Consider the following 12,672-nt stretch of genomic DNA (forward strand, 5'->3'; position numbering starts at 1 on the left):
CTCCCGTTATGGTTTTGTTGTCGCAGATTGAGCTAGCGCTAATGTATCTTGCTCAATAGGTTCAATTGAGATGCCATCACTTAATTTAATTTGGCCAGATGAGACAATTTGATCACCAAGGGTTAAGCCTTCTTTTATCTCAATCATGCCGTTGTAGCGCAATCCAACTTTCACAGAGACACGCTTAGCGATAAGGTTTTTTTGATTGTCAGATTGCGCTACAAACACGGTATCTCCATAGGCAGTATAAGTAACTGCCGTTTCTGGTACGGTTAATACCATAGGACTATCTGGAGAAGTAACTTGCACACGAGCAAACATGCCCGCTTTTAATTTGTTATCGGTATTAGGTAAAACAGCTTGTACTTGTACGGTGCGAGATGGACCAATAAGAGGATCGACGGCATTAATAGAGCCTGTAAATACCATCTCTGGATAAGCATCGACCTCGATATTGATGGGCTGTTTTGCGGAAATTTTGGGAGCAGCTTGTTCATCAAGTGAGAAATTGAGTTTTAAATGACTCGCATCGACTAAAGATGCAATACGTTCACCCGCATTGAGGTACTGTCCTTCATGAACAAGTTTTATCCCGACAATGCCATCAAAAGGCGCTTTTATTGCTTTCTGTGCAATTCGCGCTTTTACTTCACGAATGGATGCGGCAATCATATCGCGCTCAGATAATGTACTGTCTAATTGTGCAGCTGCTGCGACATTTTTACTATAAAGCTGTTTTGTACGGGAGTAGAGTTTATCCGCGTTAGTTAATTGTGCTTGTAAACGCAATAATTCCGCTTGTTCAGGTTCATCATTTAATTTAGCTAAAACTTGGCCGGCTTTAACAGTTTGTCCTGACTCAAAGTGAATCACAGCAATTCGACCATTGGTTTCAGCGGCTAAGTAGACTTGGCGCGCGGCTTCTAGTTCACCAACTCCTTGCATATTGTTTGGTAATTTTGATGATTGTACAGTTGCTAATGCCACTTTAGTGGGTGGATAAGCGAATTGCTGAGATGCATCTTCATCAGATGATGTTGTTGCATAAACCATTGCACCAGCACTGATTAAAAAGAGTGAGGCACATACCGTGAGAGTGAGTTTTTTATTCATACTATTGTTGTTTCCATAGTGATTATTTTTATATTTTTTATCGTTTTTATGCGTCAGTTTTTTTCCATAATGCTCGGAAATGACTTGCCATTGCCGTAGTGATTAATCCTCCAATAACAGAGGTATGCTCGATTGCGAAATACATCGACAACATGGCCTTATCTCCCGTCATATTCCAAAACGTATGTACAATCACAATGGTCAAAAATAGGAAAACAGCGAGCGCTCCAGCACCTAGCCATAAATAACGATCGAAAAGGACTAATAAAGAACCTGAAAATAAAACGATCGCAGTGGCAATATTAAAAAACCAGTCTGGAGTTAATCCTGCTGCACGCATCTCAGCCAAACTATTTTGGTAATCAAACACCTTGGCAAAACCAGAGGAGAGAAATAAAACAAGAATGAGTAATCTGGCGATAAACCATAAAGCGCGGCTTTCAAGAATACGTGCAATTGAATTAGGCATTTTTCTATCCTCAATAATCTTCAATACAAAAGTCGGTATCCCACTGACTTGACTTCATGAGAGGAGAGGACTATAAAACCTCAAGTTAAGTTGAGGTCAAGAGGAAAGAATGAAAAAAGAGAAAATAGATTTCAATAGAGCACTTACCGTCGGTGAGGTAGCAAAACGTAGTGGTGTTGCGATTTCAACGTTACATTTTTATGAAGAAAAAGGATTGATAGAAAGCTATCGAAGTGCAGGTAATCAGCGGCGTTATCCACCAGTTGTATTGCGCTATGTGGCAATTATCAAGGCGGCTCAAAGTACGGGAATTCCGTTAAAAGAAATTCAAGAAATATTGGGAAAGTACCCACCAAATAGTAAATTAACGGCAGAACAATGGCACGAAATATCAACGGATTGGAAAGTGCGACTCGATGAACGCATTCGCCGTCTTAAACGATTACGTAACGGGCTTGACCACTGTATTGGCTGTGGTTGTCTATCATTGAGTGATTGTCCGTTGCGCAATCCTGATGATATTTTAGGTGAAAAGGGGGCAGGGCCTCAGATCCTATAATCAAAATGAAAACGATGCACTATCTGGTTTGAAAAATCCCTCATAGTCTTCTTGGTTATCAGTCATACCCAGTAAATCAAGTGTGAATTGGTGATAGAAACCTTGGTAAGAAAGAAATGAAATAAGCGCTTGATTAATAGTCTCTTTATTTTCTGTATCATCTAATACACTCTGTTGATGCGCATACATTAATATGCTTCGTTGGCGATTCTCTTTAAGTGTTTGATTACCATCATTCATAACATCATATTGATTTAGGAAATTAAGGATAGCCTTTGTATCATTGATGCCTTGATCTTGTAATTGCTGATAAAAATCTCGATTAAGAAAAGGCGCTAAAATATCACTTTCTGTAGCCCTAGGAAGGGGCACTGGTTGATTCTCTATTGCTTCTGTTTTATCTGTATTTATTCTTGAAGATAAATGAGATAGTGGCTGTGTATAGGAAGGATCAATCTTCATTAGGGAGGTCTCTTTGAGTTTGATTTTCATCTTGGCTTTCTAATAATTCAAACTGTTGAATATAATCAATTAAACGCGTTTTAAGATCTTGAGAAAATGCGAGTTGATTTTTTTCAGTATAAGGCCGATGAAATTGAGATTTGAGATCTTGCATAAAAAGAGGAGGATCAAAGAAAAGGATTTGTGATCCTGCGCTGACAGAAATTGTCGTATTATCATGGGGAATTAATTCAATATTTTGATCACTCAGTGTTTCTTCTAAATAAGGTTGTAAGGTTTTAGGAATATTAAGTGTGAGTTTATGATCAAAAGGGCTTGCGGCAATAAGTTGTTTTGTTAGTTCTATTTGCATATCCGGTGACTGGAAATATTGAGCAACTGTCCTTGTGATCAACTCTCTTTGTTCTATTTCATAGTTGAATAAATGTGTTTGATACTGAGAGAACAAGGTTAATATATCTCCCAATAGTGCTTTCAGTCCTTCGCTATAGCCTTGCCTAACCACAGCATCATGATGTAATTTAAGTTTTTTCTCAGTATCGCGAATAAGTTTTTTCGCATTATTTTTTGTCGCGAGATTTATTTTATGGATATTATCCAATTGTCGGATATAACGGGCGCGAATAAGCACCCCTTCACAGGTATAATCTAGCAGTTTTTCATGCACAGAACGCAGCATAATTAAGCACCAAAAGAAAAAGTGAGCGTGATAAAGATAAATCCGTTGATAACTCTAATTGGGACTGATTTATAGGAAAACAGAGTTTAAACCGTTGTGCTAATGCGACTGAAATAGAGTGAATAAAAGTAAATAATAATTGATAACCTATTGTGATAGGGGCTATCTCGTTATTATCATTTTTATTTTCCTCATTTATCAAAATGACTGGTCTTAAAGAGAGAAACGCTTGCAATGATGATGGCAGTTGATAGTAATCACCTGAGTGTAAAATATATTGAGGTGAGTAAAAATAACCTAAAAATAGAGCACATTGAGGTAATAACGACCATTGAGTAAATAGTTTTTGGGCGACAAGGTCGGTTTCTATATCGCAGTCTATTTCAGTGATCAGTTTATGTTCTTTAATTAATTGATAATTAGCAAATTGCTGCCAAATAAGTTTATCATCGAGAGTTGCTACTGTTTTATAGTCTGGGTGAATGTATTGTAATGGTTCATACATCACGGTAGAAATTTTCTCAAACTGTTGAAGAGAGAATGTCATCTTTTTTCTCCTTCATCATCAGCTTTTTTTGGCGATACTTTATAAAAATAAATATTGTAATGAACAGTAAGCCAATAAAAAGTGGACCTAACAACCACCAATAATTAAAAGTGATAGCACTATTTTCATCAGTAGTGAGAGGTTTTAATACATTTAATTTATTGATATTGCGTGGATAAAGTAGAACAGTAATATTATCTTCATTCATATCGTTAAAGGAATTATGAATAAAAGCGCGAATATCTTCACCAAGTTGTTCTGCATCAGGCACACTGTTTTCATAAAAAATTATGGCAGATGCGTGAGGAGAAGGAATAATGCGCTCTGAGGGGGAAATAGGATAACTAATATGTACTCTTGCATCGATAACACTTTCAATGGTGAGTAATGATTGTTCTAATCGTTGCTCAATAGCCGAAATTAACCGTGCTTTTTCTGCCTGTGGTGAAGACACCAATGCATCAGAAGGAAATATTTGGGTAATTTCAACCCGCGTATTACTAGGCAATTGATACTGTTCCAATATTTGAATCGCGACAGCAACATCTTCTTTTTTAACTGACACATCAAATAATCCTTTGCCTAATGCGGTTTGGGTACTGGTTATCTGATGCTTTTGTAATACAGCTTGCACTTGTGTTGCTTGACGCTGATTCAGACCGGTTAATAATGACTGCTCTTTACACCCAGTTAATAGTGAAACCAGACAAAATAATAACATGCTTAATAAATATCTGGTTTTCATCACTATTGCGCCTTTAGTAGGGTTTCTACGATATTCAATGATTTTCTTGCCAAGGTACTGGCTAAATTCATGGTAATGGTATAATCATTTAGCGTGGTTTGTAGCTTGGTATAGCTATGAACATCAGAAAGCTGACTTAATGTTGCCAGTTTTTCATGTATTTGAGTTTCATACTGAAAACTACTGGCAATATTTTTTGTTATTATTGAAGATAATGAATCTTCATTATCTGTAGTTTCAGATAACGCAGATAAATTAACTGTAGAAACAGGTAAAATAGCCATAAATATCCTTTATATAATTTAAAATTAACGCATATTACCAATAATACTCATTGCTAAGTCTTTAACGACTTTAATCGATGTTGATTCAGCATTACGTGTAATATTGTATTCAGCTAACCTTGCTTGATAGTCTGCTAATGCGGCGGCATTCGAGGTATCTGCTTTTAAAGCATCAAGTGCTGATTTTAATGCATCACTTTGATTTTTAACTGGGTCTTGAAAGTAATCGTCTATTTTTTTAATTGAGCTTACATCATCGGTCACTGAATTATTTGCCATAATATTAATCCTCTGAATATTTATGATTTTATGTTAATGAAATCCGAATATTATCCCTTGGGAAAATAACGGTGTTGGCTATCAATAAAAATATATCCGTTCTCTTCTTGTAAAGTTGCTTTATTGATTAAATCAGGATTACCTATACTCTCACGGTAAAATATAAATTTTCTGCCAAAAATAAAGGTTTGTTTTTTTATAAATTGCTCAAATTTTATTTTGCTTTCTTTATTCAAAACATCATCAAATATAAACGTGATCCCATTCTTATCTTCTTTTATTTGATAACTGACTTTTTTTATAAAAGAGAGTGTATTTACCTCTTCAATTAAACTAGGAATAGATATGGCTTTGATAGTTGGTTGGCAAAAGGTAGAAAACTGTTGTTGAATAACTGAACTGATTTTATCTTTTTCATGATTATTATGATAAACAAAAGATATTATTGGATTTGAATTATTTTTAATTATAATATTGTTTGTTATTTTACTCTCTTTATTAAAGATAAGATTTAATTTTTTAATATCTATATATGAATATCGACTGTTATTATTGTTTGTTTTAACCCATTCAGGCGCGCTATCGTCATAGAGGCAATAATGATTTTTTAAACCTAAAAAATAGTGATAGTTTTCTACTGATAACGTTGGTTCTGGTATGATGTTGTTAACTTCTTTTTTGTTAAAAAATAAAAATGAAATAGATAATAATGAAAAAAAGATAACTGTTATCAATATAATAGCTATCTTTTTTCGGGGGGTAATGTTAGATGATTTATTCTTAAATACTAATAGCTCTTTTTCCAAGTTATCATTTTTACTAATTAAAAACATAGGGATATTATTAAAATAAATAGGTTTATTAAAATATATATCCATTTCAACACCTATTTCATTCGCTATCACACTCTCTTCTATAACTAATGTACTTTGATCTGCTTCTGTATTTTTTAGTTTGACATTCACTTTTTTAACCAATTCTTCATCACTGCATGGAATGTAAATCTGATTTGCATCATTATTATGTATTTTATTTCTCTTGTTGTATGTTGATATTGAATATTCATTTGGAATTAATGATATTTTTGTATACTTTAATGGTCCATTCAAAATATATAAATAATAAAGCATAAATATATCCTAGAAGTTATCGTGCCTATTTATTGTGTGAATTAATATTGGTCTTCAATATTGAAATGTTTTTTTAAAAAAAAGAACAGGTTTTTTATTTGCTAATTTAAGGTGTGTTTTATAAAAATATTTTGTAAAATATAAACTTGCTGCTTTAATTATACATTTTTATCACTAATTATTGATGGTATTATTCGAAGAACATGCAAATCATAACACGTAAATTGTATTCCGTTAGCGATATTGTATCGTTATCTTTTTCATTTTTGAGTTGATTTATATTTTTGAGGTTTAAATTATGTTGATAAACGATATAAAAATAAGTGGAGATAGAAATATCTTAATGGGGAATTCATTATTTTTTTGTATTCCCTTGAATAATGAATCATCAATTAAAATAAGAGATGGACAATTTACAAAAATGATAAAAGGAAGTGCTTTTATTTATAATGCTAAAAATAGTGATGTTGTTTTTCAGTCTGATAATCAAAGTTGGAAAATGGAAAAAAGATCTTTTTTTATCTGTGCCAGGTTATTAGCCTTTATTGATTATGCTCGTGATTTTTCAAAAATGACAGCAATAGGCACTGAATTTGATATTAATCAGCAGATTTTTTATATAGAAAGTAGAGAGGGATCATTAGAGTACATATTAATTAGCGAAGCTTTAAAAGAGAATAGCCAATTAGAACCTCTTTTTGTCACCATAAGACATAGCGAAAGCTATTGGCTTGTATTACATCTCATCAGTTATTTAGATGAGAAAAAGAGTAATATTGCTCAAATTGGAGAGCGCTATGGTGTATCAGGCACGCATTTTAGAAGACTTTGTAAACGTTATTTAGGTAATTGTGGTAAAAGCCAATTACGTTCATGGCGAGCAGCATCATCGATTCTTACTACTTTATCAACAAGTGAATCTTTGACACAAATTGCAGTAGATAATGGATTTAGCTCTGCATCCCATTTTTCTAATGAAATAAAAACACTGTTTGGTATTACACCGACGGAATTTCGTCGAATTGGTCACCTTCTCTATGAAAATAAAAAATAATATTTGCTGTGCTATTGGGCTATCAATTTGTTGTAGTTTAACTTTTCCTGTTCAAGGTGCGGAGGGAAAAGTTATCTACACACATCAGGTAAAAAAACCTGATATGTTTATTGCTGTTGATACTCGTATTGAGCAATTTTTCTTTGTGTTATCAGATAAATTAGATAAACCATTTATTTTAAGTAACGCTGTAAAGAAAAAAAGAGTGACAGGGAATTTTGATATTTCTTCACCTCAGGATGCTTTTGATTTGATGGTGCGCAGAATGTCATTACTCTATTTCAATGATGGGGAATCTATTTATGTTTATGATAATAGTGAGATCCAACAAGAACTGTTCCAAGTAAAAAATATTGGAATGAGTGAAATCAAAGAATATCTTCAAGATGTGGGTCTATTTGATGCCCGTTTCCCATTACGTTCAGGGCAGGATCAGCGTACTTTTTATATTTCAGGACCTCCTGTTTATCTTAAATTAGTTAAAGCGGCTGCTGACTATCTAGATAATGCGGTTCAGGAACAAATCTATGAAAATATAAGTAATCAAGTACCAACAGGTAGCTCTCGTTATGGAGAGGAATTTGTGCAAGTATTTGCACTAAAAAATACCTTTGTGCAAGATAGAACTTATTATTTACGAGATGAAAAAATTGTATTACCAGGTATTACAACGGTACTCCAGCAGTTATTTATGTCTCAAGCAGGAACACCAATAAAGCGCACTTACTCTTCAAGAAATAATACTGTAGAAAGGGAAAGTGAGGTCTCACAGCCTACAGATAATAATGACAATAACTTATCAGTCACACCCGTTATTACACAAATGGGGAGATATCATGTTGAATTGGTTCCTTTACCTGCAGCAAATAGCTTATTAGTTAAAACCAGTCGAGAAGGATTGGAATTAGTCGGTTCCTTGATTGACCAACTGGATAAACCTAAACGACAAGTTGAACTATCTCTATGGATTATTGATATTTCAAAAAATAAAGCGGATAGCTTAGGTATTGATTGGCAAGCAGGATATAGCTCTGGCAATCACTCTTTCTTTTTTAATACATCAAGTTTAAGTGCTGCATCAGGTTTGAATTTCTTAGGAAAAATAAGAGCATTGACAGAAGATGGCGATGCCAAAATGGTTTCTCGTCCTATTTTATTAACTCAAGAAAATACTCCAGCAATTTTTGATAATAACACCACCTTTTATACTCAAATTAAAGGTGAGCGTGTTGCAACATTAGAATCGACAACTTTTGGGACGATGATGAGCGTATTGCCAAGAATTGGCAATTCTAATAAAGAAATTGAAATGATCATCAATTTGGAAGATGGGGCAGAAAAAAAAGATGATAAAGCAAAAGATGAGACGGTTGAAAGTTTACCTGTAATTAACCGTACTAATATTAGTACCGTCGCACGAGTTTCAGAAGGGGGAAGCTTACTAATTGGTGGCTATACTCGTGAAGATAATATTAATGCTGAAACTAAAATTCCCGTATTAAGTTCAATACCTTTGATTGGCGGGTTATTTAGTTATAAATCAGATAATAATAAAAAGATGGTGCGCATTTTTATGTTACAACCTCGTTTATTAGATAATACAGAAACTGATTTATCCGAATCAATAAGCCAAAATCCATTTCAACCAATGGATAAAAAAACAACACAAGCATTGCAACAACTTCAAGCTTTTATGGGGTAATGTGATGATTGCGCCAATTAACTCTTCCATACCAATTAGACAGGAAACAAAAGAAAATAACGTTAGCCGTAAAAATCAGCAAGAAACGGAATATAAGCAACCTAAAATTTCAGAAAAGCAAAATTACCAAAATCAATTAGCTGATATTGCTGATGATATGTCGATGGTTGTGACTCAATTTTCTCAACGCTATGGAAAGTGGTTAGATAAAAAAGCCAATCGGGGGAAAAGTACACTCTATATAACGGAAGATGGATCAGATAAAAAACTCAATAAAGCTTTGTTAATGTTTAAAAAGTCAGGTCAAAGTATTCAGGAGCTTCTTGCTTATTTACGGCAAATGTTTCCTGATGAAAGTGACCTCGTTATGGTATTACGCGAGTTATTAAGAAAGAAAAAACTCGGTGCTCAGTTAGATGCTGGAATAGAAAATGAAATCTCTCGATTACTTGAGGGGAAAAATGCCAAGAATATTAAAGCAGGGATAAATATTGCTTTAAAAGCCAAAACATTTGCTAAGCTATTAGCATTAAATCCCACAGTATTACGTGATTTATATCGAAGTTATATTAATTTAGAGATAGAACCGATCTTTTTCTTTCAGATGTGGATGGAAGAATATGATATTAAACAATGCACAATTATTTTGACATTTCTTTCCCAAAGTTTGTTATGTGATATGCAATCTTTAATGCCAAGTTGTGCTCAAAGTTCTGAATTTGGACAATTGTTAGAGCGAGTCAATAAACTAAGGGAATTATATAGTTTTATAGAATTAAGTATGAGTTTTTTTAAGAATATAGAGTTAAAAAACACCATATCAGAAAAACAACTCTATCAATTAATATTATATGGCATGACATATCCAGGAGATATGAATAAATATTTAATCTCATTATTATCAGGTGAGTGGGAAAAGTTATTAATAACTATAAAAATGAAGTTATTACAGGGAATAAGAAACATGTTTAATAAGTTTCCGGAGAACTTATTTTTATCTGATGAGTTTAGAATTGAGTGCCAAATGATTATTCAAAATATTATAGATAAATATATAAATATAGAAAAATACCACTTAAGAAAATCAATATAAATATAATGTTAAACATATTTTAATGGATATAAATTATGGTTTATAAATTTCTTTCTGCCATTAGAAATCGTCCTGAACTTATTGTATTAGCTGTTATGGTTTTAGTAATCATGATGCTAATTATTCCGCTTCCAACTTACATCGTCGATTTTCTTATCGGGTTAAATATTACTATTTCTCTTTTGATTTTTATGAGTTCTTTTTATATTACCCGAATCTTAAATTTCATGACATTCCCTGCATTATTGCTGATAACCACTCTTTTTCGCTTAGCACTTTCTATTAGTACTAGCCGTTTAATTTTACTTGATGCTGATGCAGGTGAAATTATTACTTCATTTGGTGAGTTTGTTATTGGTGAGAATCTGGTCGTCGGATTTGTGGTTTTCTCAATTGTCACTATTGTGCAATTTTTGGTTATTACCAAAGGTTCTGAACGTGTTGCAGAAGTTGCAGCACGTTTTTCATTGGATGGTATGCCAGGTAAACAAATGAGTATTGATGCTGATTTAAAATCCGGCATCATTACTAATGATGAAGTAAAAATAAGGCGTAAAGAATTAGGGCAAGAGAGTCAACTTTATGGTTCATTTGATGGTGCAATGAAATTTATTAAAGGTGATGCAATTGCCGGTATTGTTATTATTTTTGTCAATCTTATTGGTGGCATTTCTGTTGGTATGGCTCAAATGGATTTATCGATTTCACAGGCTTTACATACCTACACATTACTGACCATTGGTGATGGCTTAGTTGCTCAAATTCCAGCATTACTTATCTCTATTAGTGCTGGTTTTATTGTTACTCGTGTTGGTGGTGAAAATAAAAATTTAGGTTTTAGCATAATGAATGAGCTATTAGCTCAAGATTTTGCTTTATTGGTGACAGCGGTACTGGCATTTATTATTGGTTTTTTACCAGGTTTTCCAACACCGGTATTCCTTATTCTTTCTGCGATCATTGCCTTTTATTTCTTTAAAAAAAATAGGGGAAATAAGAAGAAATCCACAGCATCATCGACAACAGAAGAAGGAGGAAAAAATGAAGAGGGAGAAAATAAAAAAGGACTTATTTCTAATCTTTTTTCAGGAAAGAAAAATGAAGAAGAAAATAGTTTACTTACAGAAACGATCTCTTTAGAACAAGCAGAAACTTTACCTTTAATTGTTACTGTTTCCACGACAAAAAAAGATTACCTAACTAAAATTGTTTTTGAGAAATGGCTTAAAAAAGAGTTTATTTTACAATATGGTGTTTTGCTACCTGATATTGTGATCCACTATTCTGATGTAATTGAAGAAGACAGGATAATCATTTTAATCAATGAAGTAAAAGCCGACGAATTTGATTGCCCATTTTCTCTTATCAATATAGAAGAACCGAATGATGAATTTTTTTCGTTAGGATTAAAGTATGTTGAAAAAGAAGACAATAAAATAAAAAGATATTGGGTAAAAGAAATAGAAAAAGAGAAACTCACCAAATTAGATTATCAAATTATTAAATCAGAGAATTACTTTTATAATAAGTTCTCATCTTTGATGACATCTAATATCATCGAATTCTTAGGTATTCAAGAAACTAAAAATATCCTTGATAAAGTTGAAGAACGAGCTCCTGAGTTAATGAAAGAGTGTTATAGACAAGTTTCTATCCAACGCATTAATGAAGTTTTACAAAGACTAATACAAGAAAAAATACCTATTAGAAATATAAAGACAATTGTTGGTGGGTTAGTACAATGGGGTGGAAAGGAAAAAGACCCAATATTATTAACTGAGCATATTCGTTCATTGTTAGCACGGTATATAAGTAGTTTTTTTTCTAAAAATGGAAAGATTAATGTTGTTATATTATCTAACGAAGTCGAAGAGATAATTCGTAGTGGGATAAGACAGAGTTCTTCTGGTACATTTCTTAATTTAGAACCCGCTGAACTTGATCTTATTATGGAAAAAATGACAGTTGCTTTTGATGAAATTAAATATATTCAAAACTATGTTGTTTTAACGGCAATAGATATAAGGCGATTTGTCAGAAAATTATTAGAGACGCAGTTTTCACAGCTTTCAGTTTTATCCTATGACGAATTATCTTCAGATATTGAAATAAATGTCTTGCAATCTATTTAGGGGAAGAATATGTCTTGTGATCTTGCTAGTTTAATTATCGACTCTATGAATGTCATTGGTCGTAATGATCTTTTTTCTAATGGAAAATCTATCGATAACCATTCAACAATTACGATTAGCCTTGGTGAAATGCCCGATATTAATTTATTAACTGTCGACGATGTTCCTATGATTTGGTCTGTATTACGTGAATATGATGAAAATCAATTACAGCAAAATAGTAGTGGTATTTTATTAGAGCAAATTAATGTACAGACAGAAAGTTTTTATCCTGGACAGCCTGCTTTAGTTAAAGTGGAGTCTGATTTAGAGCTGAGAGCTTCTTTTATGCCTATTGCACTACAAAATGGTGAAACAATGGCAAAAGCAATTGATGAATTTTTTCAAGTTATGAATCAAATTCATCAGCAATTTATTAATTAAC

At 32.9% G+C, this 12,672-nt stretch carries 15 protein-coding genes; 6 read left to right on the forward strand and 9 right to left on the reverse strand.

Annotated elements, in window-relative coordinates:
* Positions 1–6: 6 nt before the first annotated feature.
* Both GWI59_RS04410 and GWI59_RS04415 read right to left on the reverse strand, forming a co-directional pair.
* Complete coding sequence (locus tag GWI59_RS04410) at positions 7–1,113, reverse strand: efflux RND transporter periplasmic adaptor subunit (protein WP_161724080.1); 1,107 nt, start codon at positions 1,111–1,113, stop codon at positions 7–9.
* A 46-nt stretch (positions 1,114–1,159) separates the two neighbouring features.
* The gene (locus tag GWI59_RS04415; protein WP_109400105.1) at positions 1,160–1,582 is read right to left on the reverse strand and encodes a DoxX family protein; all 423 of its coding nucleotides are present in this window, start codon (positions 1,580–1,582) and stop codon (positions 1,160–1,162) included.
* A 109-nt stretch (positions 1,583–1,691) separates the two neighbouring features.
* On the opposite strand from GWI59_RS04415, the gene soxR reads away from it, so the two are divergent.
* Complete coding sequence (gene soxR / locus GWI59_RS04420) at positions 1,692–2,141, forward strand: redox-sensitive transcriptional activator SoxR (RefSeq protein ID WP_006536309.1); 450 nt, start codon at positions 1,692–1,694, stop codon at positions 2,139–2,141.
* Here the strand turns inward: soxR and GWI59_RS04425 are convergent, their stop codons facing one another.
* The 7 genes from GWI59_RS04425 to GWI59_RS04455 are packed head-to-tail and all read right to left on the reverse strand — an operon-like array spanning position 2,142 to position 6,267.
* The gene (locus tag GWI59_RS04425; protein ID WP_072064455.1) at positions 2,142–2,603 is read right to left on the reverse strand and encodes a hypothetical protein; all 462 of its coding nucleotides are present in this window, start codon (positions 2,601–2,603) and stop codon (positions 2,142–2,144) included. It lies immediately after the preceding gene.
* Entirely contained in the window at positions 2,593–3,282 is a 690-nt protein-coding gene (locus GWI59_RS04430) for a type III secretion protein (RefSeq protein ID WP_161724082.1), read from the reverse strand. The genes GWI59_RS04425 and GWI59_RS04430 overlap by 11 nt, the downstream gene beginning before the upstream one ends.
* A complete protein-coding gene (locus tag GWI59_RS04435) occupies positions 3,263–3,829 on the reverse strand; it encodes a hypothetical protein (RefSeq protein ID WP_006536305.1) in 567 nt (188 codons plus the stop codon). Before GWI59_RS04435 ends, GWI59_RS04430 begins: the two co-directional genes overlap by 20 nt.
* Positions 3,804–4,574, reverse strand: a complete 771-nt coding sequence (sctJ, locus tag GWI59_RS04440) for a type III secretion system inner membrane ring lipoprotein SctJ (protein ID WP_161724084.1) — start codon at positions 4,572–4,574, stop codon at positions 3,804–3,806. Before sctJ ends, GWI59_RS04435 begins: the two co-directional genes overlap by 26 nt.
* A gap of 2 nt (positions 4,575–4,576) precedes the next feature.
* Positions 4,577–4,858, reverse strand: a complete 282-nt coding sequence (gene sctI / locus GWI59_RS04445) for a type III secretion system inner rod subunit SctI (RefSeq protein ID WP_006536303.1) — start codon at positions 4,856–4,858, stop codon at positions 4,577–4,579.
* A gap of 24 nt (positions 4,859–4,882) precedes the next feature.
* Positions 4,883–5,137: a type III secretion system needle filament subunit SctF gene (sctF, locus tag GWI59_RS04450; RefSeq protein ID WP_006536302.1), complete on the reverse strand. Its 255-nt coding sequence runs from the start codon at positions 5,135–5,137 to the stop codon at positions 4,883–4,885.
* Positions 5,138–5,187: 50 nt separating this feature from the next.
* Entirely contained in the window at positions 5,188–6,267 is a 1,080-nt protein-coding gene (locus tag GWI59_RS04455; RefSeq protein ID WP_161724086.1) for a hypothetical protein, read from the reverse strand.
* A 298-nt stretch (positions 6,268–6,565) separates the two neighbouring features.
* Between GWI59_RS04455 and GWI59_RS04460 the strand changes: the two genes are divergently transcribed.
* From GWI59_RS04460 to GWI59_RS04480, 5 genes are read left to right on the forward strand one after another with little or no spacing between them, the layout of a single operon-like run.
* Positions 6,566–7,321, forward strand: coding sequence for a helix-turn-helix domain-containing protein (locus GWI59_RS04460; protein ID WP_109848160.1), 756 nt, complete (start codon positions 6,566–6,568; stop codon positions 7,319–7,321).
* Positions 7,305–9,023, forward strand: a complete 1,719-nt coding sequence (gene sctC / locus GWI59_RS04465; RefSeq protein ID WP_109848161.1) for a type III secretion system outer membrane ring subunit SctC — start codon at positions 7,305–7,307, stop codon at positions 9,021–9,023. The genes GWI59_RS04460 and sctC overlap by 17 nt, the downstream gene beginning before the upstream one ends.
* Positions 9,024–9,027: 4 nt before the next feature.
* Positions 9,028–10,116: a type III secretion system gatekeeper subunit SctW gene (gene sctW, locus GWI59_RS04470; RefSeq protein WP_161670917.1), complete on the forward strand. Its 1,089-nt coding sequence runs from the start codon at positions 9,028–9,030 to the stop codon at positions 10,114–10,116.
* A gap of 35 nt (positions 10,117–10,151) precedes the next feature.
* The gene (locus GWI59_RS04475) at positions 10,152–12,248 is read left to right on the forward strand and encodes an EscV/YscV/HrcV family type III secretion system export apparatus protein (RefSeq protein WP_109848163.1); all 2,097 of its coding nucleotides are present in this window, start codon (positions 10,152–10,154) and stop codon (positions 12,246–12,248) included.
* A gap of 9 nt (positions 12,249–12,257) precedes the next feature.
* Positions 12,258–12,671: a type III secretion protein gene (locus GWI59_RS04480; RefSeq protein WP_161724088.1), complete on the forward strand. Its 414-nt coding sequence runs from the start codon at positions 12,258–12,260 to the stop codon at positions 12,669–12,671.
* Position 12,672: the final 1 nt, after the last annotated feature.

This window comes from Proteus sp. G2673 (genome assembly GCF_009915125.1).
GTDB lineage: Bacteria > Pseudomonadota > Gammaproteobacteria > Enterobacterales > Enterobacteriaceae > Proteus > Proteus penneri.

Coding starts and splice junctions, on each gene's coding strand:
- GWI59_RS04410 (WP_161724080.1), bottom strand. CDS start 1,113: ATGAATAAAAAACTCACTCTCACGGTATGTGCCTCACTCTTTTTAATC.
- GWI59_RS04415 (WP_109400105.1), bottom strand. CDS start 1,582: ATGCCTAATTCAATTGCACGTATTCTTGAAAGCCGCGCTTTATGGTTT.
- soxR (WP_006536309.1), top strand. CDS start 1,692: ATGAAAAAAGAGAAAATAGATTTCAATAGAGCACTTACCGTCGGTGAG.
- GWI59_RS04425 (WP_072064455.1), bottom strand. CDS start 2,603: ATGAAGATTGATCCTTCCTATACACAGCCACTATCTCATTTATCTTCA.
- GWI59_RS04430 (WP_161724082.1), bottom strand. CDS start 3,282: ATGCTGCGTTCTGTGCATGAAAAACTGCTAGATTATACCTGTGAAGGG.
- GWI59_RS04435 (WP_006536305.1), bottom strand. CDS start 3,829: ATGACATTCTCTCTTCAACAGTTTGAGAAAATTTCTACCGTGATGTAT.
- sctJ (WP_161724084.1), bottom strand. CDS start 4,574: ATGAAAACCAGATATTTATTAAGCATGTTATTATTTTGTCTGGTTTCA.
- sctI (WP_006536303.1), bottom strand. CDS start 4,858: ATGGCTATTTTACCTGTTTCTACAGTTAATTTATCTGCGTTATCTGAA.
- sctF (WP_006536302.1), bottom strand. CDS start 5,137: ATGGCAAATAATTCAGTGACCGATGATGTAAGCTCAATTAAAAAAATA.
- GWI59_RS04455 (WP_161724086.1), bottom strand. CDS start 6,267: ATGCTTTATTATTTATATATTTTGAATGGACCATTAAAGTATACAAAA.
- GWI59_RS04460 (WP_109848160.1), top strand. CDS start 6,566: ATGTTGATAAACGATATAAAAATAAGTGGAGATAGAAATATCTTAATG.
- sctC (WP_109848161.1), top strand. CDS start 7,305: ATGAAAATAAAAAATAATATTTGCTGTGCTATTGGGCTATCAATTTGT.
- sctW (WP_161670917.1), top strand. CDS start 9,028: ATGATTGCGCCAATTAACTCTTCCATACCAATTAGACAGGAAACAAAA.
- GWI59_RS04475 (WP_109848163.1), top strand. CDS start 10,152: ATGGTTTATAAATTTCTTTCTGCCATTAGAAATCGTCCTGAACTTATT.
- GWI59_RS04480 (WP_161724088.1), top strand. CDS start 12,258: ATGTCTTGTGATCTTGCTAGTTTAATTATCGACTCTATGAATGTCATT.